General features: G+C 48.4%; 18 protein-coding genes. 9 read left to right on the forward strand and 9 right to left on the reverse strand.

Translation table 11 applies throughout. From position 1 onward, the window contains the following. Positions 1–67: 67 nt before the first annotated feature. Positions 68–823 carry a nucleotidyltransferase domain-containing protein gene (locus K7B07_RS00235; RefSeq protein WP_223706359.1) on the forward strand — a complete coding sequence of 252 codons (756 nt, stop codon included), beginning with the start codon at positions 68–70 and terminating at the stop codon, positions 821–823. Continuing rightward, positions 810–1,877 carry a DNA polymerase beta superfamily protein gene (locus K7B07_RS00240; protein WP_223706362.1) on the forward strand — a complete coding sequence of 356 codons (1,068 nt, stop codon included), beginning with the start codon at positions 810–812 and terminating at the stop codon, positions 1,875–1,877. The genes K7B07_RS00235 and K7B07_RS00240 overlap by 14 nt, the downstream gene beginning before the upstream one ends. 18 nt (positions 1,878–1,895) lie before the next feature. Here K7B07_RS00240 and K7B07_RS00245 read toward each other — a convergent pair whose 3' ends face one another. Both K7B07_RS00245 and K7B07_RS00250 read right to left on the reverse strand, forming a co-directional pair. Continuing rightward, the gene (locus tag K7B07_RS00245) at positions 1,896–2,342 is read right to left on the reverse strand and encodes a DoxX family membrane protein (RefSeq protein ID WP_223706364.1); all 447 of its coding nucleotides are present in this window, start codon (positions 2,340–2,342) and stop codon (positions 1,896–1,898) included. A gap of 164 nt (positions 2,343–2,506) precedes the next feature. Then, on the reverse strand, positions 2,507–3,457 hold the full coding sequence (locus K7B07_RS00250; protein ID WP_223706366.1) for an exonuclease/endonuclease/phosphatase family protein: 951 nt from the start codon (positions 3,455–3,457) through the stop codon (positions 2,507–2,509). 74 nt (positions 3,458–3,531) lie between these two features. Here K7B07_RS00250 and K7B07_RS00255 point away from each other — a divergent pair, with 74 nt between their 5' ends. Beyond that, positions 3,532–4,236, forward strand: coding sequence for a DUF2490 domain-containing protein (locus K7B07_RS00255; RefSeq protein ID WP_223706368.1), 705 nt, complete (start codon positions 3,532–3,534; stop codon positions 4,234–4,236). Between the two features lie 1,030 nt (positions 4,237–5,266). Here K7B07_RS00255 and K7B07_RS00260 read toward each other — a convergent pair. The 3 genes from K7B07_RS00260 to K7B07_RS00270 form a co-directional block, all read right to left on the reverse strand. Further along, on the reverse strand, positions 5,267–5,947 hold the full coding sequence (locus K7B07_RS00260; RefSeq protein ID WP_223706370.1) for a YggS family pyridoxal phosphate-dependent enzyme: 681 nt from the start codon (positions 5,945–5,947) through the stop codon (positions 5,267–5,269). A gap of 143 nt (positions 5,948–6,090) precedes the next feature. Continuing rightward, positions 6,091–7,665 carry a M60 family metallopeptidase gene (locus K7B07_RS00265; RefSeq protein WP_223706371.1) on the reverse strand — a complete coding sequence of 525 codons (1,575 nt, stop codon included), beginning with the start codon at positions 7,663–7,665 and terminating at the stop codon, positions 6,091–6,093. Between the two features lie 452 nt (positions 7,666–8,117). Further along, the gene (locus K7B07_RS00270; RefSeq protein WP_223706373.1) at positions 8,118–9,272 is read right to left on the reverse strand and encodes an acyl-CoA dehydrogenase family protein; all 1,155 of its coding nucleotides are present in this window, start codon (positions 9,270–9,272) and stop codon (positions 8,118–8,120) included. A gap of 270 nt (positions 9,273–9,542) precedes the next feature. Between K7B07_RS00270 and K7B07_RS00275 the strand changes: the two genes are divergently transcribed. Next, positions 9,543–11,099 (forward strand): acyl-CoA mutase large subunit family protein, encoded by a 1,557-nt coding sequence (locus K7B07_RS00275; RefSeq protein WP_223706375.1) that lies wholly within the window; start codon positions 9,543–9,545, stop codon positions 11,097–11,099. A gap of 67 nt (positions 11,100–11,166) precedes the next feature. Here K7B07_RS00275 and K7B07_RS00280 read toward each other — a convergent pair whose 3' ends face one another. The 4 genes from K7B07_RS00280 to K7B07_RS00295 form a co-directional block, all read right to left on the reverse strand. Then, on the reverse strand, positions 11,167–12,765 hold the full coding sequence (locus tag K7B07_RS00280; protein ID WP_223706377.1) for a RagB/SusD family nutrient uptake outer membrane protein: 1,599 nt from the start codon (positions 12,763–12,765) through the stop codon (positions 11,167–11,169). A gap of 22 nt (positions 12,766–12,787) precedes the next feature. Then, on the reverse strand, positions 12,788–16,177 hold the full coding sequence (locus K7B07_RS00285) for a TonB-dependent receptor (protein WP_223706379.1): 3,390 nt from the start codon (positions 16,175–16,177) through the stop codon (positions 12,788–12,790). 131 nt (positions 16,178–16,308) lie between these two features. Next, complete coding sequence (locus tag K7B07_RS00290; RefSeq protein WP_223706381.1) at positions 16,309–17,352, reverse strand: FecR family protein; 1,044 nt, start codon at positions 17,350–17,352, stop codon at positions 16,309–16,311. Positions 17,353–17,411: 59 nt separating this feature from the next. Next, positions 17,412–18,023 (reverse strand): RNA polymerase sigma factor, encoded by a 612-nt coding sequence (locus K7B07_RS00295; RefSeq protein WP_223706383.1) that lies wholly within the window; start codon positions 18,021–18,023, stop codon positions 17,412–17,414. Positions 18,024–18,364: 341 nt separating this feature from the next. On the opposite strand from K7B07_RS00295, the gene K7B07_RS00300 reads away from it, so the two are divergent. From K7B07_RS00300 to K7B07_RS00320, 5 genes are all read left to right on the forward strand, one after another. After that, positions 18,365–18,625: a hypothetical protein gene (locus K7B07_RS00300; protein ID WP_223706385.1), complete on the forward strand. Its 261-nt coding sequence runs from the start codon at positions 18,365–18,367 to the stop codon at positions 18,623–18,625. A gap of 102 nt (positions 18,626–18,727) precedes the next feature. Further along, positions 18,728–21,112, forward strand: coding sequence for an outer membrane beta-barrel protein (locus K7B07_RS00305; protein WP_223706387.1), 2,385 nt, complete (start codon positions 18,728–18,730; stop codon positions 21,110–21,112). Between the two features lie 201 nt (positions 21,113–21,313). Then, complete coding sequence (locus K7B07_RS00310; RefSeq protein WP_223706389.1) at positions 21,314–22,504, forward strand: dipeptidase; 1,191 nt, start codon at positions 21,314–21,316, stop codon at positions 22,502–22,504. A 26-nt stretch (positions 22,505–22,530) separates the two neighbouring features. Beyond that, the gene (locus K7B07_RS00315; protein ID WP_223706391.1) at positions 22,531–23,469 is read left to right on the forward strand and encodes an XAC2610-related protein; all 939 of its coding nucleotides are present in this window, start codon (positions 22,531–22,533) and stop codon (positions 23,467–23,469) included. 75 nt (positions 23,470–23,544) lie between these two features. Then, a complete protein-coding gene (locus tag K7B07_RS00320) occupies positions 23,545–25,224 on the forward strand; it encodes a PNGase F N-terminal domain-containing protein (protein ID WP_223706393.1) in 1,680 nt (559 codons plus the stop codon). Positions 25,225–25,245: the final 21 nt, after the last annotated feature.

The following is a 25,245-nucleotide window of genomic DNA, read 5'->3' on the forward strand; positions in this document are numbered from 1 at the left end:
GGACCTGTAAGGTTTAGAAGCCCTTACAGGTGTTTTCATCTAATTTTGATTTTTCAAATCATAAGACATGCGCACCATCATAAAAAGGAATCTGAAAGAAATCGGGAACCGGAAAAATATAGAATTATTGTATGCCTGCGAAACCGGCAGCCGGGCCTGGGGATTCCCTTCTCCCGACAGCGATTATGATGTACGTTTTATTTACCGTCATGAACGGAACTGGTATCTCTCGTTATCCGTAAAAAAAGATTCGATCGATTTTATGGAAAACGAACTTGATATTACCGGCTGGGACCTGAAGAAATGTTTATTGCTGCTGAAAAAATCCAATGTGCCGCTGATCGAGCGCTTTCAATCCCCGATCGTTTATTTTGCGGCGCCCGGCTTTAAACAGGAATTCCGGCAACTGATAGCAACCTATTACTCACCAACCGCTGTTTTTTTTCATCATTATTCACTGGCATTAAAATTCAGGGAGCAGGTACAACCCGGAAACTCTTTTAAATTAAAAAGTCTTTTTTATATGCTGCGCTCGCTCCTGTCCTGCAACTGGATCCTTCATAATGACCAGATAGTGCCCATGGAGTTGAACAAACTGCTGCGCTACAACAATGCTGCTATGAATAAAACCATCATGGAACTGGTGGCGTTAAAAGCTACAAAACCGGAAAGCTATTATCACAAGGGCCCGTCCGCGCTTTTGAAGTGGATCGAAAAACAGTTTGAGCACCTGGCTGCCCCCAGGGAGCAGCTGAAAGTGAACAATACCGGTATGGACGCGCTGGATCGTTATTTTATAAACAAGCTTAATGAAACCACTTAGCATAAATGACGTAAAGAAAAATGGCTGGCTCATCCTGGAGGTGATCTCCGGCAGCAGGGCTTACGGCCTGGATACACCTGCTTCGGACACCGATATTAAAGGTGTGTTCGTATTGCCACAGGAGCTGTATTATTCCATGGAATATACAGCGCAGGTAGCCAATGAAACGAATGATATTGTGTATTACGAATTAAAACGTTTTATGGAACTGCTGGCCAGGAACAATCCCAATATCCTGGAACTGCTGGCGGTACCGGAGGATTGCATCCTGTTACGCCATCCCTTAATGAACCTTTTATCCGCAGAACTTTTTTTATCCCGGCTTTGTGAGCAAACCTTTGCCAACTATGCCTACAGCCAGATCAAAAAAGCCCGTGGACTGGAAAAAAAGATCGTTAACCCTATGGGCGATGAACGAAAAACCCCGGCAGACTTCTGCTATGTTTATACCGGTAAAAACAGTATTCCTTTAGCAGATTATCTCAGGCAACAGTCGTTTACGCAGGAATCAATGGGACTGGCAGCACTCTCCCACTTCAGGGATTGCTACCTGTTATATCATTCATCACGGAATGAATATAGCGGAATATTCAGAAAAGAGATTTCCAATGATGTTTGTACCAGTTCCATCCCGCGGGAGGCAGTACCCATTGGCCTCCTTTATTTTAACCGGGATGGTTATTCGGTATACTGTAAAAAATACAAAGAATACCGGGATTGGGAGAAAGAGCGGAATGCCGCGCGCTATCAGAGCACCATGGATCATGGCAAGAACTACGATGCGAAAAATATGATGCATGTATTCCGTTTGCTCAGGATGGCAGAAGAGATCGTTTCGGAGAACAGGATCAATGTCAGAAGAACCGACCGCCCGTTGCTGCTGCAGATAAAAAACGGGGAACGCGAATATGACGAACTGGTACAGGAGGCAGACAAGATGATGCAGGGTCTAAAAGGACTTTATCTTAAAAGCACCCTGCCCTACACCCCGGATCTCAATGCCGTTAACCAGATCCTGGTACGCATGCGTACTGCCTATTACCAACAGCAATAGTCGTATGTTACGCCCCCATTATTTCTTTTCCTCCTCTCCCGCATGAATGGCATCCAGCGACCAGGGGCCGTTGCTGGCTGCTAAAAAATAGATCAGGAGCAACAATACCACAACCGCGATGAGCAGGTTGGAAAAAGGATGTAACACATTGCCCGACCCACTTGCAAAGAAGACGGCTCCCAGTAATATGGGAATCTGCATCAGACAGGCAGCCCTCGTTAAAAGTCCCAATGTGAGAAGCACCCCGCCCAGGATGTGCGCCCCCACAATATAATGACCAACAAGGATCATCATAAAAGAACTGAACGACATCCATTTGGGCATCAGGTCCATCAGCACATTGTAATTGTTAATAAACTGCACGCCCTTCACGATCAGGAAAATTCCCAATGCGATACGGACAACATCCATCCAGGCCGGGTGATGTTTTTCACCCCAGAACTCGATACGTTGAATCAGTGTCATAACGCTGTATTTTAAGGTGAACCATTTACAAACAAAGAACCAATACAAAGTTACGATTTCTCTAAGCGATCCCTGTTTTTTTAACGCTCAGTAAATCAGTCACTTTCGGGTAGCTCTGATGGCCTATCCGGCTTTACAGGAACAAATTACTGCTGGCACGCGTTTTATTCCGTTATATCATAAGCAGAAGTGACCGGATAATGATCGGATGTGGAACGTTCGCCATAGTCCGGCACCACGGAGTAGACATCCGTTCTTATTTTGACCGAATTGTTTTTATACCAGCGGCGCAGTTCTCCCGAGACCAGCTGCTGATCGATGACCGAATTGGCAAAAGAAAGTGTCGATTGATAACCGGGAGCATTTAAAGGCAATGTAAGTGCTTTGTACCGGCTGCTGTCATCCAGAAAATTTTTATAGGGAGAGGGATTGCCCCGTACAATGCTTCCGTTAAACTGATCATTAAAATCACCGAACACCATACAATGAGCTCCGTTAAAATAAGCATCCAGACTGTCCTTCAGCTCGGCACTGCCCTCTTTTCTCCGGTTGTATGCCTCCGTATCGGCATTTGCTTTTGCATGCATCAATATAAAGTTCACCTGGTTCCTTCTTCCGTTCACCACAACTTCCGCACTCAATAAAAAAGGGAACCGCCCTGAAGCGAAGCTGACAGCCGCTGTAGTGCTCTGGCTCATAAACGGACGCGCAGAAACATTCCTGAAAATATTCTTATTAAATACAAAGGCCAGCTTCTGATCGATCCTGGGATAAGGGCTGATCACATAATTAAACTCATTACCGAGATGATCACGGATCATCTTGCCGAAACGGGCAGTATCCACTACCTCACAGATGCCATAAAGATCCGCAGCCAGGTATTTTAAGACCCTGCCCGCGTTCAGCGCCTGGAGTTCCGGGTTCCGGCCGTACAACGTGGTCCCGAACCATTCAACATTCCAGTTGGCAATAAGAAGTGTTTTTGAATAATTTTTAAGATGCGGGGTGTCATCTGGAGATGGTATTTTATTCTCCGGTTTGTTTTTTGTACAGCTCCAGCAAAATAGCAGCAGCGCAGGCAGCAGGTGTTTCATAAGTGTTTTTTCTATACTCAAATTTAAACAATTTATACATTCAGACTGTTTTAAAAAAAATCCCGCTATTTTTGAACCAATCCATCTGATAAAAAATGATTTTAAGGACACTCCTTCTGCTGCTCTCATTTGCCCTGCCCCTGATTGTATTTTGCCAGACCCGTTATGAACAGACCGGCTGGGCTGCCTGGTTCAATAATGCCAAACTGAGTAAAAAATGGGGCCTGTATTTTGACATACAGGTACGTACCCATGATGACTGGAACGGGATCCGCAACGTCTTGTTACGGCCGGGTGTAAATTATTATATCAAATCCAACCAGACTGCCACCGGGGGATACCTGTATACCCCTACCTTTCCGGCGCCGGATATCACAAATGGAAAGACATTGACCGAGCACCGGATCTGGGAGCAATATACCATCAGTCATCCGGTGTTTACCGGATCGCTCAGTCACCGTTTCCGGCTCGAGCAACGGTTTATCGGCAGAACGGATGAAGATATTTTTTCCCAGCGCTTCCGGTATTTCTTCCGCGATGTGCAGCCATTGGTGAGAACAGAACAGGGATTTAGAAAAGGACCCTTTGTTGCTTTACAGAATGAGTTGTTCTTTAATCTTCAGAACAAGGACCGGCTGAATGGTTCTTTCTTCGACCAGAACCGTGCCTATATTGCAGTGGGGTACCGGACTTCTCCAAAATTCGATATTGAAGCCGGTTATCTGAACCAGGCCGTGAAGGGCGCTTCCTCCAATACCATGAACAGCGTGATCCAGGTAGCGGCGTATACGCGGTTTTAGAAGATATGGGCCTTTGAGACTTTGTGATCATTTTGCCACTGAGGCACTAAGGCACCAAGAAACACTAAGACTCCTATGCCTTCCCTTCGTGTGTCTTTGAGCCTTGAGTCTTCGTGGCCGTTTTGCCACCAAGACGCTAAGACACTAAGCAGCACTAAGACGCCTATACCTTCTCTTCGTGCGTCTTTGAGCCTTTGAGTCTTCGTGGCCGTTTTGCCACCAAGACGCTAAGACACCAGGAAACACTACCACTCCTATACCTTCTCTTCGTGCGTCTTTGAGCCTTTCAGTCTTCGTGGCTGTTTTGCCACCAAGACGCTAAGACACTAAGTAGCACTAAGACTGCTATACCTTCTCTTCGTGCGTCTTTGAGCCTTTGAGTCTTCGTGGCTGTTTTGCCACTGAGGCACTAAGACACCAAGAAACACTAAGACTGCTATACCTTCTCTCCGTGCGTCTTTGGACCTTTGAGTCTTCGTGGCCGTTTTACCACCAAGCCGCTAAGACACCAGGAAACACTACCACTCTTATGCCTTCCCTTCGTGCGTCTTTGGACCTTTGAGACTTCGTGGCCGTTTTGCCACTGAGGCACTAAGACACCGGGAAACACTACCACTCCTATGCCTTCCCTTCGTATGTCTTTGAGCCTTTGAGTCTTCGTGGCCTTTTTACCACCAAGCCGCTAAGACACTAAGTAGCACTAAGACTCTTACTCCCTTCCTTCGTGCGTCTTTGGACCTTTGAGACTTCGTGGCTGTTTTGCCACCAAGACGCTAAGACACTAAGTAGCACTAAGACTCCTATGCCTTCCCTTCGTGTATCTTTGAGCCTTTGAGTCTTCGTGGCCGTTTTGCCACCAAGACGCTAAGACATCAGGAAACACTACCACTCCTATACCTTCCCTTCGTGTGTCTTTGAGCCTTTGAGACTTCGTGGCTGTTTTGTCACTGAGGCACTAAGACACTAAGTAACACTAAGATTCCTACATCTTCTTTTCGTGCGTCTCCGGGCCTTTGTTGCTTAGTAGGTATTACCCCCGCGCACCAAACAACAGACTGCCCACCCGTATCATCGTGCTTCCGTATTCCAGCGCCAGTTCATAATCGCCGCTCATGCCCATGGAAAGCGTTTCAGGTTTAACCTTTAACGTTCGTCGTTCAGCATTTTTTTCGGAAAGGGCTTTCATCGTCGCAAATTCCTGTTTGAGCTTTTCCAGGTCATCGGTAAAACTAGCCATGGCCATTAAGCCACAAATATTCACATGCTGCAGTTTGTTCAATTGTTTGTATTTGTCAATGGTATCCAGCAGCAGCACGACTTCCTCACTGTCGAATCCGAATTTTGTCGCTTCCTGCGCCACATGCACCTGCAACAGGCAATCAATAACCCGGTTATTTTTGGCCGCTTGCTTATCGATCTCCTCGAGCAGCTTAAAACTATCCACGCCATGGATCAGGTGCACAAACGGTGCAATGTATTTTACTTTATTGGATTGCAGATGACCGATAAAATGCCAGCGGATATCGCCCGGCAGCAGCGCCTGTTTTTCTACCAGCTCCTGAACATAATTCTCTCCGAAATCCCGCTGGCCCAGATCGTAAAGGGCCTTTATATCGCTTACCGGCTTTACCTTGGAAACCGCTACCAGTACCGCTCCTGCCGCTTCCGTTCTCGCCAGGATCTCTTTATAATTTCTTTCGTTTACCGACATAAGGTAAAAATACGCATTCCGTCAGAGACAGCAGTACCAAATATCAGAGTTCAGCATTGAGACATCAGACCTCAGAGTTGAGATATCAGACTTCAGATCTCACTTCTCAACTCTCAATTCTCGCTTCTTAATCACCTCACCGGTTAATCCTCCAGCGTCGTCAGATCCACTTTAGGTTTCGGCAGGTTCATGGCAGCGATCTCTTTTTTACAGGCATTGACCATCTCCTCCGTCATTTCGTAATTGTAATTACCGTAATCGCCAAATTCAAACTTCCCTACATAGAAAAAACCATATTTATCAAAGAAATCCGTAAGGTCCGTTTTCCCCACTGTACAAACTGTTTTTACAAAATTCAGCTGGTAGGCCGCGGGATTCTTACCCCGGTTGCCCCATCCGCCGGAACGGTGTTCTTTGCCGGTTTCAGCAGCGCCCTGCTGACGAAAGGCTTCAAAAAGATCCGGATAAAAATCGGCATATCCGCCCGGACCGGTAAAATAAAGCTGCAGCTGCCAGAAAGGGATCAGCCGGTTGAATACATCCTTATCCTGCAGGTAACAGATCTTGCGGGCAATGATGCTGTCGCGCGCCTTCTGGTAACTTTTTTGTTCGGATACGCGGCTTTTATTCCCGAAAGATGTGGTTCCATAAAGGGAAAAGATATTATTGCTCACTTCTCCCAGTCCGCCCCAGTTGAGATAAGGCCGCAGCTGGTGCACATGCCCTACTTCATGACTAAAGCCCCAGCAGGGATCTCCTTTTATTACTCGGGAAGGGTCTGCAACCAGCGGCATGGCATTGCCCGGCTTGGTACCCATATAGGCCACGCCGTCCCCGTCGCGGAACATATAGTAATTGTAGTTCACCCGCGCCAGTATGTGATTCTTCGGCACTTTATTGTATTTGATCAGCCCGAGAATGCGGTGCTGACGGTACACCAGCGAGTCGTAATTGCTGATGAGCTCCACGCCCCTTCCGTATGCGTATTTCTTACAATCTTCCGCAGGATACGCAATCTGTATATGCCGTCCTTTTGCATCGATCACCGGGTAAATAGCATGATCGATCAGTTGGTTCCAGTCGGCATCGTTATTCTTAGTAATATCAAAGTAACCGTTCACTTTTCCGTTTACAAAATGCACGCGCACGGGCCGTTCCTTCTCCGGTGTATCGGAATAGTAATCGATATAGGCCAGTCCGTCGTTCTGTTTCAGCTCAATAATATTCACGCCGTTCTTTAACGGGAACTCCTGCCGTTTGATGCCCCATCCGGCAGGATCTTTTGTGGGCTCTATACCTTCCGGCGCGCGGCGGTTCCAGTTGGGTACCAGCAGCCGTATTTCCTTTCCTTTGGGGATCCCATCGACCAGTACAACCTGTCGGCCAACGGGAAGATAAATACCGGTAATGCCTTCATATTTACTGTAACCATCTCCGATCATCAGCTCCCTGCCGAGTGTGGTGGGCTTCAGCCAGGCGGAATAATCGGCTACGCGGTAGTCCGTTTGGTATTTTTTATCCGCCATTAGCAAGGCAGCAGCCTTCAGCTGCGGGTCATTGATTCGTTCAATATCTTTTTTCTTTACGCGTTTTTTTAATTCCAGCGCCAGGGGCGTTTTAAAAACCTTCAGATCTTTTTCGACCTGTTGCAGATCCGGAGTTTGCGCCCCGGCAGCCAGCCATCCGCAAAAACAAACAATAAGCAGTCCGATTCTCATATTCATATGATTTGATGATTGCGGTAAAATACAGATTATTTCCGCTCTGGCTCGCGGATCGTACCGCTAAAAAATGCGCAAACGATTGTGCATAGAGAATAAGCCGCCGAAACACAGCAGCACGGTTTTTTTGCAGTCGCTGTAGCGGCTTCGCCACTCCGTAACGATCTTTTTGGCGCTTCACGCCCTTCGTGGCAAATTTTAAGTGAAAGGAACACTAAGCATGCGCAAGGTTCACATAAATATCTGGCGGAGGTCTTTCTCCTTTTCGGACTTTGCGGATCCCCTGCGCACTTCACAATTAAATTCTAACCGCAAGGAACGCCAATACACAAAAAAGCACCCTGCTTCAAGATCCTCCTCCTGTCATGATCCGGCACTTAAACCATTAGAAGTTCAGAACCACCAGGCCCCTAAATGATCCTTAATGCCTTAATGGTTCATGGTTCAAACTACTTCAGGATCCCCCTGCTGATCACGATCCGCTGCACCTCGCTGGTGCCTTCATAGATCTGGGTGATCTTGGCATCACGCATCAGCCGCTCCACATGGTATTCCTTTACAAAACCATACCCGCCATGCACCTGCACGGCTTCCACGGCTGCCCACATCGCAGTCTCAGAAGCATAGAGTTTTGCCATCGACGAACTGATATCATAATTCAGGTGCTGATCTTTTTCCCAGGCCGCTTTCAAACACAACAGGCGCGCTGCTTCAATTTTCAGCGCCATATCCGCCAGCTTAAAGGCAATTACCTGGTGGTTCATAATTTCCGTGCCAAAGGATTTCCGCGTTTTCGCATAATTCCTTGCCCGTTCAAACGCACCGCCCGCGATGCCCAGGGCCTGGGAGGCAATACCAATGCGGCCTCCGGCCAGTGTTTTCATCGCAAACTTAAATCCAAAGCCATCCTCCCCGATCCGGTTTCCCTTTGGTACTTTTACATCCGATAAAAGGATCGTATGGGTATCACTTCCCCGGATGCCCAGCTTATTTTCTTTTGCAGCCACCGTAACACCCGGCCAGCTTTTTTCCACGATGAACGCATTGATCCCTTTGGAGCCCTTCGACCGGTCGGTCTGGGCAATCACCAGGTAAACGGAAGCGCTGCTGCCATTGGTGATCCAGTTCTTGGTGCCGTTCAAAATATAATGATCGCCTTTATCTTCCGCCGTGGTTTGCTGGGAAGTGGCGTCGCTGCCTGCTTCCGGCTCACTCAGTAAAAAAGCCCCGATATAAAGCTGCCCGTCTTTTTTCCCCTGCGCCAGGGGCACCAGGTATTTTTGTTTCTGTTCTTCCGTGCCAAATTCCTGCAACCCATAGCAAACCAGGCTGTTGTTCACACTCATGCAAACACTTACGCTGGCATCCACTTTTGAGATCTCCTCCATTGCCAGCACATAACTGATCGTATCCAGCCCCGCACCTCCGTATTCCGGCTTTACCATCATGCCCATAAAGCCGAGGTCGGCCAGTTTCTCGATCTGCTCCTTAGGAAATTTCTGTTGCTCATCGCGTTCGATCACCCCCGGAAGGCATTCCTGGTTGGCAAAATCCCGGGCGGCCTGCTGAATCATTTTTTGCTCTTCTGACAATTGAAAATCCATGCGTGCATCGTTTTGTTTCCACAAATATAAAAGACTGTTTTCTGAAACGAACAAGTGTTCATATATTTACCTCCCCGAAATTGATGCGAAACAATTCTCAGACTGGTGCAACCCTGTTTTTTATGGACCGGGCAGCAGAACAGAGGGCATCGGTGTTGCGTCGCACACTTGTGCTGTGGTGCATAGGGCGACAGGCTGAAGCGATCAGCTATCAGCTTTAAGCATTCAGGTGTCAGCCGCTTATTATGGACGCATCAGTAAAAAAATAACATGGAAGAAAAAAAAATCTATACAGACAGCGACATACCGGTAAACACCCTGTACACGGCTGATGACGCACCGCAACAGGAGCAGGAGCTGCCGGGAAAATTCCCGTTTACCCGCGGAATACAACCCGATATGTACCGCGGCCGGCTATGGACCATGCGCCAGTATGCCGGCTTCAGCACAGCCGCAGAAAGCAATAAACGGTATCATTATTTATTGTCGCAGGGCGTAATGGGATTAAGCGTGGCCTTTGATCTCCCCACGCAGATCGGTTACGACAGCGACCATCCCCTCGCAGAAGGCGAGGTGGGAAAAGTAGGTGTGGCCATCGACAGTATTGAAGATATGGCAGAGCTGTTCAACGGCATCCGGCTGGAAGAAGTATCTACCAGCATGACCATTAACGCTACTGCTTTTATTTTGCTGGCCCTGTATGTGGCGCAGGCAAAGACCCAGGGGGCTGACCTGTCAAAAATATCCGGCACCATCCAGAACGATATTCTGAAAGAATATGCCGCAAGAGGCACTTATCGCTATCCGCCCAAACCTTCCATGCGGATCATCACCGATATCTTTGAATGGTGTTCAAAAGAACTGCCCAAATGGAATACCATTTCCATCAGCGGTTATCACATCCGCGAAGCCGGCAGTACCGCAGCACAGGAAATCGCATTCACGTTAAGCAATGGAAAAGCGTATGTAAAAGCTGCACTGGAAAAGGGGTTGGACATCAATGTATTCGGCAAGCGGCTTTCCTTCTTTTTTAATGCGCACAACAACCTGTTTGAAGAAGTGGCCAAGTTCCGCGCGGCGCGCCGGATGTGGGCCCGGATCATGAAAGACCTGGGGGCTACCGATCCCAAGGCGCAGATGCTGCGCTTTCACACACAAACCGGTGGCAGCACCCTTACCGCCCAGCAACCGCAAAACAACATCTCAAGGGTAACGATACAAACACTGGCCGCCGTGCTGGGTGGCACTCAGTCGCTGCATACCAATGGCTTTGATGAAGCATTAAGCCTGCCCACCGAAGAAGCAGCACGCATCGCCCTGCGGACGCAACAGATCGTTGCTTTCGAAAGTGGTGTGGTGGATACCGTCGATCCCCTGGCAGGCTCCTATTTTGTAGAAGCACTTACCAGCGAAATGGAACAAAAAGCACAGGCCCTCATCGATCAGATCGACGCCATGGGCGGCAGCATTGCAGCCATCGAAGAAGGTTTTATGCAGGACGCCATCGCACGCAGTGCCTACGAATACCAGCAGAAAATTGAAGCCGGTGAGAAGGTCATTGTAGGGGTTAACCGATTCCAGGCAGAAGAAACAAATACCACCCCGATATTTAAGGTCGATGACAGTATTGGTGCCCTGCAAAAACAAAAACTGGAACAGCTGCGTAATAACCGCAACCAGGCGCAATGCGATAAGCTCCTGTCCGCCCTCCGGTCAAAAGCTTCCGGAACGGAAAACATCATGCCGTCAGTGATCGAAGCCGTTGAAGCAAAATGTACGCTCGGAGAAATTGCTGGCACACTGGTGGAAGTATTTGGAGAATATTAACCACACCAGCTTGCGCGTGGTTTCAGATAAAAAAGCGGGACGTTGAAATCAACGTCCCGCTTTATGATTAATATCCCGGATTCTGGTACGACGGATCATGGTGCACATCCACATCTTTCTGTGGTATCGGCCACAAATAATTCTTATCCGCAAAGAAGCGGTTTTCCACCCTGGTATAGTTGGCAGACGAAAAGGTGATAACACCGGTCGTCATATTCACCGAGCCCGGACGGGTTCCGTAAACCGCCTTATTCATAACAGCAGGACCGATCTTCCATCGCTGCACATCAAAAAAGCGTAACCCTTCCATCGCCAGTTCCACCCGGCGTTCCCTTCTTACAAGCGTTCTCAGGGCCGCCGGACTGCCGTAAGCGGCCCGGTCTGTTTTAGGCAAACCAGCCCGCTGGCGTACGAGGTCAATCGCATCATATACCGAGTTGTCGGTCTGTCCCAGCTCTATCTTGGCTTCCGCATAGCCCAGTAATACTTCGGCATAGCGGATCACGATCACGTTCAGCCCGGTATTCCACATATCGCTGCCCAGTTCCGCCAGGTTGGAAATATACTTTCTTACAACATAACCCGTGGGAGATGTATTATTATTGGCGAGATAATAATCAGCATTGGCATTACCACCTATCGCCGCATCAAGACTATTGAAAAAGCCGCCGTTATAGGAAGGCTGACCGGAGCATTGGATGGTGGTGGTAAGCCGGGGATCACGGTTGGCATAAGGGTTATTGGCATTATAGCCGGATCCTGTTTCTGTAATGGTCTTGCCATTCTTCATTTCATAAGCATCCACCAGTTCCTGCAACGGGTCGATGGAGCTCCAGCCGCCCGCACCATTGGAAGGCATTACTCCGACCTGTGTATTATTATATTTATCCGTAATGTACTGCACATCCAGTATTACTTCCGAATTGTTTTCATTCCCGATCCGGAACAGGTCTGCATAGCTGGGATACAGCTTATACCCCAGTTCCATCACCGCCTGATAATCCGTTACCGCATCCTGGTAGTTTCCGTTATACAATTCCACCCGTGCTTTCAGCGACAGGGCCGCGCCTTTTGTGATGCGTCCTTTGCTGGCATTATCATAGGTGGCGGGAAGCGCAGCAGCAGCTTCACCCAGTTCCTTCAATACGAATGCCACCACATCCGCCTTTTTATCCCGGTTCATTTTGTTGGCCTCATCTGTGGTTATATTTTTTAAAACCAATGGCACATCTCCGTACAACTGGCTCATAATAAAAAACTGGTAAGCCCGCAGAAAGCGCGCTTCAGACTTATACTGATCTTTCCGTTCGAGCGTGCCGGGATACTGGTCGATGTTGGCCAGGAACCAGTTGCATTTCTGCACCACACCGAAGTTCCATCTTGTGGCAGCATCCCCGTCAGACGGTGTTACCGTTCCGTTTCCAAGGGCCGTATACCCTTCCCAGGGGTACTGACCATAGGCGTTATCAGAAGCACAATCCATGTAGTAGATATTCTGTGCAGATTCCCACCCGTTGTAACATCCGTTCAGAGCTGCAACTACATCATTCTCGCTTTTCCACAACTGGTCATTATTATAGGCATCAAGGGGATCCCGGTCCAAAAAGCCTTTTTTACAGGATGTTACCAGCAACACCAAACATATATATAAAAGAATTCTTTTCATTTTCATTAAGTTTAAATCTGGATTAAAAAGTAACGTTCACACCGATCGTATTCACTTTTACCTGGGGATAGGTGTATCCCCTTTCTCCCGCAGGCGCTTCAGGGTCCACCCATTTGAAGAAGCTGGTGAAAGTGGCGATATTCTGCCCGCTGTAATAGATCCTCAGCTTTTTAATACCGATCCGGCTCAATAACTGATCACTGAATGAATAACCGATCTGTAAATTTTTAAACCGCAGGTAATCCGCCTTCCGCACCCAGAAAGAGGAAGGGTTTTGTATTGCCGCATTCTGTGTTTGTGTGGTCAGCACGCGCGGATAGGCGGCACCGGTATTCTCAGGTGTCCAGCTGTCCAGCCATACAGACGTAGGCTTGCCGGTGCTGTTGGAGATCTGCCCCAGCACTTCGCCCTGCACAAAACCCTTTACACCACCTGCCCCCTGGAAAAAAGCAGACACATCAAACCCTTTCCATCCGGCATCCAGTGTAAAGCCATAGGAGATCTTTGGAAAATAACTGCCCAGATAGGTCCGGTCATAGGAACTGATCTCCCCGTCCGGTGTTCCGTTCGGACCGCTGATGTCGCGGTATTTCAGATCACCGGGCGCTGTGTTGGCCAGTTTGGCACTGGCATCCACTTCTGCCTGGTTCTGAAAGATCCCGTCTACCAGGTATCCATAAAATGAGTTGATGGGTAATCCGGTCTGCGTGATCTTATATCCGTCGATGATCGGACCGGCATCTTTCAGATCCATCACCCTGTTCTTAATAAATGCGGCATTGGCATTAAGGCCCAGCGATACCTCACCGACCCTGGCTTGATAATCCACTCCTACTTCCAGTCCGGTATTCCGCACCTTACCGGCATTTGCGGTAGGTGCAGTTAAACCGTAGATCGGGCTAACCGGCAGGTTCAGCAGGATATCATCCGTGCTCTTTATGAAATAGTCGGCTGTAATGTTCAGCTTGTTATTCAGAAAGCCGGCGTCCAGTCCGATATTGCTTTCGCTGATTTTTTCCCAGGTGATAAAAGGGTTGGCACCGATAACGGGTGCCACACCCACTGCAGGCACCCCGTTAAAAGTATAATCCTGTTCGGTGCTGATGGTGGCTATTGCCGGGTAGTAGGTCAGGGTACCATTATCGCTTACGGTGTAATCATTCCCCAGTTTACCCCAGGAAGCCCGCAGCTTCAGGTTGGAAAACACATTGCTTAAATTGCCAAAAAATGCTTCCCTGGAGATATTCCAGCCCGCAGAGAAAGAAGGAAAAGCCCCCCAGCGGTCTTCCTTCCGGAACCGGGACGATCCGTCATACCGAAGGTTTGCCTCCAGGAGGTACCGGCTGTCGTAGTTATAGGTGATCCTTCCGAAGAACGATTCTTTTGCCAGTTCGTAAGGGACCCCGGGATAAGAAGTGTTCGGTGTACCGCTCGTTGATCTTTGCCCATCGGAGCTTCCCCCGTTCAGTTCATTCAATGCATTATTCAGAAAATTTTTACGGTAGGCTTCGTCCACAGAGAACTTCGTATACTCTGTAAGTGCCCCTGCCAATGCGGTGAAATTATGTTTGTCGATTTGTTTGCTGTAATCCACGGTCAGCTGCGGGCTCAGGAAGAGCGCATTGTCCCAGTGATCCGTCAGCTCGCTGGGCCCCTGGTATTTTGTGGGTTTGCCGGCTGCATCATAGTACTGGATATCGTATATCCTTAATTTATTCTGGTTCTGTGTAGCACGGTAAGCCAGTTGTGGCTTGATCTTCAGACCAGCCAGCGGCTCGTAGGTAATACCGGCAATGCCCTGGAATGAGGTGTTCAGCTGTTTGTTAAAACCACCATTTTCCAGCCAGGCCATCGGGGAACCGTCTGAGATATACCCGTAATTCCCGTTCGCATCCTTATACGGTACGATGGGCGATATGCGGTTGATCTGGCGGAAAAGCTGTGAGAAATCCCTTGTATACGGATTGGTAGGCTCCTGCAACGGCGCATAGGTATACGAAAGATTGGCATTAAAGCTGAGGCGCTGACTGATCTTCGAGGTCAGGTTCAAACGGCTGGTATAGCGTTGTGCATTGGTGTTTTCCACGATACCGTTCTGATCAAAATAGCCCAATGAGAACATGTACTGGGTATTATCACCACCGCCGGCTATTGACAGATAATGATTCTGCTGGATCCCGTTGCCCTGGTAGAAAAGATCCAGCCAGTCGGTATTGGGATAGTTGTAGGGATCAGAACCGTCTTTGAATTTCTGTATCTGCTCATCCGTATAGGCAGCAGCCTGGCCCTGATTCCGCAAGCCCTGGTTGTATAAACTTGCCGCCTGCCAGGAGGGCAGGAAATCCGGCAGCCGGACCGCCTTTTGCTTTCCCACATAGCCGTTGTAGGTGATGGCGGACTGTCCTTTTTTGCCTTTTTTGGTGGTAATTAAAACAACACCATTTGCAGCAGTAGAACCATAAATGGCCGAAGCTGCGGCGTCTTTTAATACCGAGATGGTTTCAATATCATTCGGGTTTACGGCATTCATGGAGGAAATGGCCCCGTCCACTACCACCAGCGGACTCGAGTTGTTCAATGTACCAATACCCCGTACCCGTATGGTACCAACATCTTTACCCGGCTGCCCGTTATTCTGGATCACTACTACGCCCGGCATCACACCCTGCAATGCATTGGTGGTATTGGTAATGGGACGGTTCTCGATCTGTTTGGAGGTTACCTGTGCCACGGCACCGGTAAGGTTTACTTTCTTCTGTGTTCCATATCCCACTACAACCACTTCATCAATCTGTTTGGTCTCCGTTACCAATGTTGCAGTCACAGATGCAGCTGCGCCCACCGTTATTTCTGTACTGGTATACCCAATGGCTGATATCTCCAGTATTTCCCCTTCTTTCACATCAATGGTAAATTTTCCCTGAGCATCTGTTACAGTTCCCCTGTTGGTACCTTTTATTTTAACAGAAGCCCCGGCCACCGGTGCACCGGCATCGCTCTGCACGGTACCCGTAACCGGCTTCAGCAGTACAGCTCCGGCAGCAGCCCCATCCGACAGCGAAAGAATGACCCTGCTGTTGTTGAGTACCTCCCATTTGATAGCGGTACCGTTCAGCAGCCGGGAAAGGGTCTGACTGATATTGGCATTCACGATATTGATCGAGAACTTCTGCGCAACCGGCAGGTCGGCGGCGCTGTAAAAGAAACGGTACCGGGTCTGATCTTCTATTTTTTTAAAGATTTCCTGGATACTTACATTGTCTGCCTTCAGGTTTATTTTTTCCTGTGCATAATTGACAGCCGATACCTGTAAAGCAGTGAAAAGCAAAAAGATCGATAGTTTCATAATCAGGATCATTTTCCGCAGGGGAAAACGTTCCCCTTTTGGAAAAAGACGTTTACTTTTTTCCATAAATTTGTATTGAGTTTTAGCCAATTAAGAATCGTGTTTAAAACTTTCAAGTGGAGGATGCAGCAACATTCTCCATTTTGTTTTTTATTGATACTGTCAGGTGGATCTGTTCATTGAAAACTATTTAATCGTTAGAAAATTATGATCTCCTTATCCTTTATTTCATATTGGAATGGTTTGATCATCTGTAATATTTTCAGGATATCTTCCGCATTGGTATCGTCAAAGACACCGGTATAGCGGTATCGCTCCACTTCCGGGTTCCGGAAAATAACCACGGCCCCGAACTGGTGTTTCAGATCCAGCGCGATCTCCGGGAAAGATTTATCAGCAAAGGCCAGTTTGTTGTGCAGCCAGGAGGTTTCCAGCACTACGCTGTCCGCCACATTTATATTTGTCACACGTACCATTCTCGGATCCGAGCTTTTTCCCTCCGCCGGTTTATCGATGACGATTTTATCAGAAGGGCTCAGCCGGATCTTCCGCTCCTTGTTACTGGTTAATGCCAGCTCAATGCTGCCCTTCAGCAGTGAAGTTTCCATTTTTGATTCATCATCATAGTCCCGCACATTAAATACGGTACCCAGCACCTTGATATCGGCCTCGGAAGTATGAACAACAAACGGCACATTCCGGTTATGCGCCACTTCAAAAAAAGCTTCACCGGTCAGATATACCTCCCGGGTCTGCCGACCGAAACCCGCACCATAGCTCAGGTTGCTGTTGGTATTAAGATGTACGACGGTCCCGTCCGGTAACACAAGCCGGGATTTTGACCCGTGCTCCGTTGCGGCGATTGTTTTTACCGGCGTAAGGCCTTCCTTCCTGCCTGCCAGCATCCACAACGCTACGCCTGCAACCAGTACCAGCAAAGCCGCAACTGCCAGGCGAAGCATTTTTCTTATTCCGTACCGCTTCACCGGTGCAGGAACAGCACCCGTTTCCGGCACTGAAGGTTTTGCCTGCATCATCTTCACGTAATGTGCCATGTATGCCGCTTCCGTTTCAGCAACCGGCAATGCCGGTTCCGGCTTCAGTAACTGATCGTACAGAAGTCCGTATCCCGGATCGGTCTGAAGCAACAGCTCCAGTTCCTTTAATTCTGACACGCCGGCTTCGCCGGTCAGTTTCAGATACAGCAATTCATAAAATCGGTTCTCGTTGGGAGATTGCATAATAACTCTTATACAAAGAGACGTTGAAAAGGAAGGCTGCCGTGAAAGGAAGAAGAAAATTATTTTTGCTGCGCCAGATAAGCGTCCAGCGCCATACGTATTTTTCTGAGCGCCAACCGCATATGGGTTTCCGCTGTATTCTGCGAAATTTCCAGTATTTCTGTAACCTGCTTATAGCTAAACCCCTGCTCCTTTACCAGGCGGAAAACCAGCTGGCTTTGTTTGGGCAGCTTACGGACCGCCTGCTGAAAATGCTGATCCAGTTCATTGGTCATCAGCTGCTGTTCGGGGTGTGAGGGATCAGCCAGCTGTTCTTCATCTCCCGAAAGCGCCACAACCGGTAAACTGCTGTTCCGTTTCCGCAGGTAATCGTATGCCCTATTACGGGCAGCCTTATACAGGTACAGGGTAAGGTTCTCAACATAGTTCAGCTCCCGTCCCATCGTCCATACTTTCAGCATTACTTCCGACACCACCTCCTCCGCATCATCCCTGTTGTTAAGGATCGCATCGGCAAATTTTAATAAAAGAGGATGAAAATGGAAAAACAGTTTTTTATAGGCGGCTTCATCCTGCAAATAGGCCACCCTGTTTTGCAAAAACAATATGTCATGACTGGTTCTCAATGTATAATTATAGCGCCTTGCAACAATATGATATGGGACAGGCATCAGAAAAATTGTTCAAAAGCAAAGCAGATCGCCTGAACAAAAGCATTCACTTCATATTACTTCAGCAATAAAAGAAAGCATATTTTACCGACCGTCATCAAAACGCCTGCTAAAGTAATTAAAATATGATTAACACGCTGAACCTGATGCGATCCCTGCCCTCCGTCCTGTGCTGCTCCCGGGAAAAGCAGATCATAACTATCTGATAGTTACGGCAACTATTCTTTATTGTCCCGCTGTTCGGAAAACATTTTACCTAAGATCGGGACTACCTGGGAATTGCTGACAAAACAATGAGAATACCGGCAAATAAGTATACATTCATTCTGAAAAATAAGCTTATGAGGCCCTTCCTTCTTTTGCTGCTGTTGTTTGCTGCATGCCCGGCCTGTCCCCGAATCAATCCATTCTTTCAGGCAGGTTCTGTGATCACCGCAACGGATATCTGCACGCTGATGCTTTATCAAAAACTTACCAACTGGAATACTTATTATATTGCAGGCCCCAATTATGTTTGTACCTGGTATTGCAGGAACAACCAGCTGACCATCCTCACAAGAAAAGCATTTAATAAGATCTCTAAAGGAAAAAAAGAGCGGTAAAAGATACGGGCCGGTATCTGTCATTGTCCGGACCAGCGCGTAAATCATTCTGTGGCAGCCGGTACGGTCTTCTCTTTAGCCGTGATTCCTTATTTTTGACGGATGAGGAAGATTGTAGCCCTGTGGCTTTTTGTTTTTTTTTGTTCTGACCTTTGCGCCCAGTTATCTGTTAAAGGAACAGTAAGCGGAGACACCAACACACCCGTTGCCGCCGCCACCATCGAATTTTACAGCAGTGGCCGGCCTGTCCGGAACATTATTGCCGACGGATCAGGCGCATTCAATATTGATCAGTTAAAACCGGGAGAAAAATACCTGCTGCAGGTATCTGCGGTTGGTTACCGGGACCAGGCCCTGGCGCTGCAGTTGCTAAATGACACAGTACTTCATATCCGCCTGACGCCCAACAGCACGCTTTTAAAAGATGTGGTGATTACCGGAAAAGCCCGGCTGATCGAGGTAAAGCCCGACAAAACGGTTGTTAATCTTGCAGAGAACCCGGCGGTTGTCAGCAACAGTATTGCAGAGACCCTGGGTAAGATCCCCGGGCTGCAGATGAACGGCGACCGCGTATCGATACCCGGGAAAGGTGAAGTGCAGCTGATGCAGGACGGGCGCCTGTTACAGCTGTCTCAAAAAGACCTGCTCAATTATCTGAAATCCATCCCCGCCGGCAATGTATCAAAAGTCGAGATCATCACCAGCCCCTCCGCTGCATATGATGCATCCGGAAATGCGGGGTTGATCAATATCATTACCAAACGCAATAAACAACAGGGTTATAACGGCAGCATCCAGGCCGGCTACAAACAATACCAGCAATATCCCGGACTGGATGTTACCGGAAACGTCAATTACAATTCCGGTAAATGGAATCTTTATGCCAATGCCAATCTCTTCCGGATCCGCCACCGGTACGGTTTCCGGTGGGAAGAATATTATCCCGACCGCTCCTGGATCATGAGCGACACCGGCGACTACAAGCAGCACAACCTGGTACTCAATGCCGGCGCCGATTACCAGTTGTCGAAAAAATCACAGATCGGGTTCAGTGTTGGTTTTTCCAGGTATTTTGAGGGCGGTGCCGATTATGTGCGCAATCATTTTTACAACGGCGGGGGCCAAACCGATTCGGTATTGACCACCTATGCCACGTATGTACCGCTGGCCCGGTCACAATCCTACAATCTGTATTACAAAACAAAACTGGACACCACCGGCAAGACCCTTTCTGTAGACGGCAGTTTTCTTACCTTTTACCGCACCGATGAATCCGATGTTACAGCCCGGACCTTTACACCGGAAGGCGAACCGGTTGAATCCTCCACCGCCCGCTTTTACAATAACACCCTGCAGAACATCAATATCTATGCAGTAAAAACCGATATGGAGTTTCCTACAAGATTTGCAAAATTGCAATGGGGCGGTAAGGTCAATTTTATTGAAACCTATAACAACATGCGCTATTACCGGTTAACCGATGCCGATAAGATATATGATGGCCAGCTGAGCAATGAATACAAATACACCGAAAATACACAGGCACTTTATCTGAACGGAAGCCGGGAAGCGGGCAGCTGGACCTTTCAGGCTGGTCTCCGGGGAGAGCTGACCCAAACCAGCGGCTATTCCTATATCCGGCAGCAGGGTAATAAGAACAACTATGTAAAATTATTCCCCAATGCCCTGGTCAATTTCAGAAAGGATGATCAGAACAGTTTTGCGCTCAGCTATAATAAACGCGTGCGCCGCCCCACGTTCTGGAACCTGAACCCTTATATTTCGCTGCTTACAGCGTACAGCTATTATGAGGGCAATCCCTTTCTGCAACCGGAATACAACAGCAATTTCCAGCTGCAACACAACTATAAAAACAAACTGACCAGTTCCTTCTTTGTGGCGCTTACCAATAATGGATTCGACGACATTACTATTGCTCATGTAGATACCAACTTTGTGATGCGCACACCCAAAAACTTTGTCAATAGCTCCCGCTTTGGTATTTCAGAAACGTATAATTTTTCAGCGATCCCATGGTGGGAAAGCAATACCCTTTTTAATATTTATTATACCAGTGGTCATTCAAAGCTGGATTATGTAGAAGGCCGGAAAGGCTGGGGTGCCTATTTTTCCAGCAGCAATAACTTTTACCTGAACAGCAGCAAAACCCTGTCAACAGCGGTTAATTTCTGGTACCAGTTCCGGGAGGTAACACTCGTGAACCAGTCGGACGCCTATTATAACCTGGATCTCGGTTTCAATGCAGTGCTGTGGCGCGACAAGCTTTCGCTGAATGCCAATCTGCAGGATGTTTTCGGCACCAGCGGGGCTTCCTATACCACCGTGGTAAACGGCATCCGGCAGAAATATGCCAACCTGCAGCTGAACCGCAACTTTTCACTGACCCTCATCTTTAAATTTGGAAAAAAAGACCTTCCTGCCACGGAACGGGTCAACAGCAACCAGGAAGAACGGGAGCGGATATAAGAAGTGGGCCCCAGATGCGCAGAAACACCGATTTTTCTGACTCGAACTCCAGGGAGTGGCAAAGCAGCTGCCCGGTACCGGTCTGCAGTGCTTCAGTGGCAATAAAGCTACAAGCCGGAATGCCCCAAAAGCAAAAAACAAATCTTCGCGTACCTTCGTGCCTTGTCACCGTTGTGACAACAGTTCAATATGCGACAAAAAATGAATCTGCAAGGTTTAAAAACAACAGGGCTTTTATGCCTGCTGCTGGGCTCTTTTCCGGCAATGGCACAAAAGGCAGCGAAGATCCATAATAAAGCCATCCTTATCGATGGACATAATGATGTTATTTCCTCATCCATATCTGAAGGAAGGGATATCTCCCGGCCGCAGCCCGACCGGCACACGGATTTTATCCGCTGGAAAAAAGGCGGGCTGGATGTGCAGTTCTTTTCCGTTTTTACCGGGCCGGTTGCCCACAATCCCAAAGGGGTATATGCGGATGCCAATGACCAGATCGACTCCCTGGAAGCACTGGTTAGCCGCCATCCGCAACAGATCCTGCTGGCCCGTACCTATAAAGAAATAAAAAGCGGGGTAAAACAAAAAAAACTCGTGGGCCTGATCGGTGTGGAAGGCGGGCATATGATCGAGGATGACCTCGGCAAACTCGAAGCCCTTCAGAAAAGAGGCATGCGCTATCTTACCCTTACCTGGAACAACAGCAATTCCTGGGCCACCAGCGCAATGGACGAAACGCTTCATGCGGATACCTTACATCACAAAGGGCTTACCGCGTTCGGAAGATCCGTTGTAAAAAAATTAAACGAACTCGGTGTTCTCGTAGACCTCTCCCATACCGGGGAGCAGACCTTTTATGACGCTATCGCCGTCAGCTCCAAACCCGTTATTTTATCGCACAGTTCCGTTTATAATCTTTGCCCTGTTTTCCGTAATGTAACCGACGACCAGATCAGGGCTGTAGCCAAAAACGGCGGGGTCATCTGCATTAATTTCTATTCGGGCTTTATCAGCAAAACATTTGAAGACAGGGCCGCCCTGCTATCGGATAATTTCAGAAAACAGTTTATTGATTCCGTTCTCGCCAATACGGGCGACTCCCTCCAGGCACGTAAACAATGGAGAAACTATTACAGGAAAGAAACCGATGCGGTGCGCCCCACCCTTTCAGATGTGGTGGATCATATCGACTACATCGTAAAACTGGTCGGCGATAACTATGTAGGCATCGGCTCCGACTTTGATGGGATCGGTTCCGTACCCGTGGGACTGGAAGACGTAAGCTGCTATCCAAAAATAACGGAAGAACTGCTGAAACGCGGTTACAGCAAAAGATCCATCCGGAAAATACTTGGCGGTAATGTATTACGGGTGATCCGCGCCAGCTTCTGACAAAAACCAACTCATAAAAAGCACAAGTGAAAAAAGAACTGTCAACCCTCCTGCTTATCCTGCTTTTTTCTGCTGCCCATGGTCAGAAAACCGTCGTGTACACCTGGTTAAACTACAGCGGAACGATCGGTACTTATCCGGTGGAACTGAAGATCCGGCAGACCAAAAGCGCTGATTCCCTGTGGGGGCAATACTACTACACCAGGAAAGGAAGCACCGCCCTGATCTATCTGGAAGGCCGGTCTGATGCGGCCGGAGCATCCCTCACCGAATCGGCCTACAATCCGCAATTGCAGCAACATGAAACAACCGGCAGCTTTCAGCTGAATGCCATCGGCGGCGAAATGCTTACCGGCAGCTGGACCGGTACCAATGGGAATACCCTTCCCGTACAACTAAAACGCACCGAGAATGAATCGGCAAACGATTTTCAGAAATGGGATTTCCGGCTGCATCTTTACAAAGGCGAAGAAGAGAACGCTGGTGGTAACCGGCAGACCTATACAAAAGCGAATCAACTCATCATTTATGATCCGGAGAAAAAAAGTACCCGGGAGCTGGGCGGTTTTGACGAAGCCATGTACGACGATTATGGAACGATCGAGCTGGAAGATCTGGATTTCGACGGCTATCCGGACCTGAAAATCCCCGTTTATTACCCGCAGGCAATAAAGAATGATGGTGCTTACCTGTATTTCATTTACCATCCGCAGACCCGGCAGTTTGTTTCTGATAAAGACCTGGATGAATTGGGATACCTGGACTTTAATTCAAAAACAAAAGAGATCCGGAAATCAGATGCCGATGGAAGGGGAAATGAAGGAGATGCTTTTTACCGTTGGGTGGGCAAAAAATTTTACCTCATCCGCGAGGTCCGCGTTTATGAAGACAGTCAATATACTTTTTATACCGAGTACGCCATCCGGAACGGAAAATCGGTTAAAATAAAGACCTATCAAAAATAACGGATCACAAAACCCCCTTTATTTTTGAAGGGGCACCGCCCGGGCACTTATCTTTGTTTTCCTTAACAGGATACAATGAAAATAAAAGCATCCCTATTCCTAGCTGCACTTTCGGTTCTTCAATTGGCTACAGGGGCCCAGGTAACTTTCACAGATAACCAGGTATATAAGATCACCTATACGTCCAGCTTCAATGGTAAAACGCCCGAAGGGCAGCATAAGATCTGGGTGTTTGCGGGGCCGCATCAAACGCTTGTCACATCGGAAAAGGATTTCAGCGGTAACGGCTCCTATCCCTTTGAGCTGTCGCTTATCAACCGTCCGGGCAACCGCCAGGAGTTATTCGCCTTTTTAAATGAACAGGAAAGCATTTCCGCTTCGGATACAGCATTGCGCGGTCAGCAGTTTGAATTGCTTCCCGGCACAAAAGATATATTGGGATATCAATGTAAAAAAGCAAAAACCGTTGTCAATTCCAACACCATTGAACTGTGGTATACTGATCAGCTTCCCGTAAAGGGAGCTCCTACCGTCCTTGGTCAAAACCTGGGGCTGGTGCTGGAACAGGTCCGCAACGGGAATAATATAATAAAAGCGGAAAAGGTTGAAAAGCAGCGGCTGGTCCTTCCCGGTTTCCTGCGCCGCACCGCACCGTCTATGGACCTGCTCAGCTACCGGGATGCCATCTGGAAAAGCCGTTTCACCGCCATTCCCCTATTCCGGGACCAGGTCATCAATTTTTCGGATACCAGCAAAAGTACCGGTGAGGTACTGCGTTTTGCCAACGGCACCATCGTGGTAAAAAAGCTGCGCTTTCCGGAGATCGGAAAAGGCAGCAGCCTGTTCCTCGACCTTACAGAACAATCCAACGGGGATGCCTATGACCGCACCGGCACCGTGTTCCTGATACCGGTTGACAAAAAACAATCCTTTCTCGACGGGCTGAAGAACGGCGCTGCGACCCTTCCCGTTTACACCAACGGCAACGGGAAAAAATACCAGGGCGTGGTTGCCACTCCCGGTTATACCCCACCCATCGAGCTGATGCGTTTTTTTACACCCTTTGGCATCAAACAGTACAACCACATCCGGCTTAAAGACAAACAATGGGAAGAAGCCGTTCCCTACCGTCAGGATATAACCGACTTTGCAGCCGCACTCAGCAACCGGGAGGTCTGGATCGGCGTTTTTATTGGCAATTATGACAGGGGCGGACACCGGATCAATGCAACGATCACACTTCACCGGGGCGGACCGGACCAGCCGCAGCAACACATTATTCCTTTATTCAATACATTAAACATTATGGAAATGGCCGGGCAGGAATACGCCACTATGTTCGATAATGAAAAAGGACTGGTGGTGCACTTCCGGCTGGATACGCCGCTCCGGAATGCCCGCCTCCTGTATACCACTACCGGCCATGGCGGCTGGGGCAACGGCGATGAATTTGTGCCCAGGCAGAATACCATTCTTCTTAACAATAAGATCATCTTCAACATTATTCCCTGGAGACAGGATTGTGGCACCTACCGCCTGTACAATCCCGCCTCCGGCAATTTTAACAATGGCCTGTCTTCTTCGGATCTCAGCCGCTCCAACTGGTGTCCGGGAACCGTTACCAATCCGTTCCGGATCGATCTCGGCAACCTTGAGGCAGGCGAGTATACCCTGCAGGTAAAGATACCACAGGGCCCGCCCGAAGGGTCCAGCTTCAGTGCCTGGAACGTTTCCGGCACACTGATCGCCGATTAAGAATACCCGGTGCTTTGTTGA

The organism is Niabella beijingensis (genome assembly GCF_020034665.1).
GTDB lineage: Bacteria > Bacteroidota > Bacteroidia > Chitinophagales > Chitinophagaceae > Niabella > Niabella beijingensis.

Bases quoted from the DNA above. Each gene is read 5' to 3' on its own strand.
- K7B07_RS00260 (WP_223706370.1), bottom strand. From the start codon at position 5,947: ATGTCGGTAAACGAAAGAAATTATAAAGAGATCCTGGCGAGAACGGAA.
- K7B07_RS00255 (WP_223706368.1), top strand. From the start codon at position 3,532: ATGATTTTAAGGACACTCCTTCTGCTGCTCTCATTTGCCCTGCCCCTG.
- K7B07_RS00305 (WP_223706387.1), top strand. From the start codon at position 18,728: ATGAGGAAGATTGTAGCCCTGTGGCTTTTTGTTTTTTTTTGTTCTGAC.
- K7B07_RS00320 (WP_223706393.1), top strand. From the start codon at position 23,545: ATGAAAATAAAAGCATCCCTATTCCTAGCTGCACTTTCGGTTCTTCAA.
- K7B07_RS00270 (WP_223706373.1), bottom strand. From the start codon at position 9,272: ATGGATTTTCAATTGTCAGAAGAGCAAAAAATGATTCAGCAGGCCGCC.
- K7B07_RS00295 (WP_223706383.1), bottom strand. From the start codon at position 18,023: ATGCCTGTCCCATATCATATTGTTGCAAGGCGCTATAATTATACATTG.
- K7B07_RS00285 (WP_223706379.1), bottom strand. From the start codon at position 16,177: ATGGAAAAAAGTAAACGTCTTTTTCCAAAAGGGGAACGTTTTCCCCTG.
- K7B07_RS00245 (WP_223706364.1), bottom strand. From the start codon at position 2,342: ATGACACTGATTCAACGTATCGAGTTCTGGGGTGAAAAACATCACCCG.
- K7B07_RS00310 (WP_223706389.1), top strand. From the start codon at position 21,314: ATGAATCTGCAAGGTTTAAAAACAACAGGGCTTTTATGCCTGCTGCTG.
- K7B07_RS00280 (WP_223706377.1), bottom strand. From the start codon at position 12,765: ATGAAAAGAATTCTTTTATATATATGTTTGGTGTTGCTGGTAACATCC.
- K7B07_RS00240 (WP_223706362.1), top strand. From the start codon at position 810: ATGAAACCACTTAGCATAAATGACGTAAAGAAAAATGGCTGGCTCATC.
- K7B07_RS00275 (WP_223706375.1), top strand. From the start codon at position 9,543: ATGGAAGAAAAAAAAATCTATACAGACAGCGACATACCGGTAAACACC.
- K7B07_RS00300 (WP_223706385.1), top strand. From the start codon at position 18,365: ATGAGGCCCTTCCTTCTTTTGCTGCTGTTGTTTGCTGCATGCCCGGCC.
- K7B07_RS00290 (WP_223706381.1), bottom strand. From the start codon at position 17,352: ATGCAATCTCCCAACGAGAACCGATTTTATGAATTGCTGTATCTGAAA.
- K7B07_RS00235 (WP_223706359.1), top strand. From the start codon at position 68: ATGCGCACCATCATAAAAAGGAATCTGAAAGAAATCGGGAACCGGAAA.
- K7B07_RS00265 (WP_223706371.1), bottom strand. From the start codon at position 7,665: ATGAGAATCGGACTGCTTATTGTTTGTTTTTGCGGATGGCTGGCTGCC.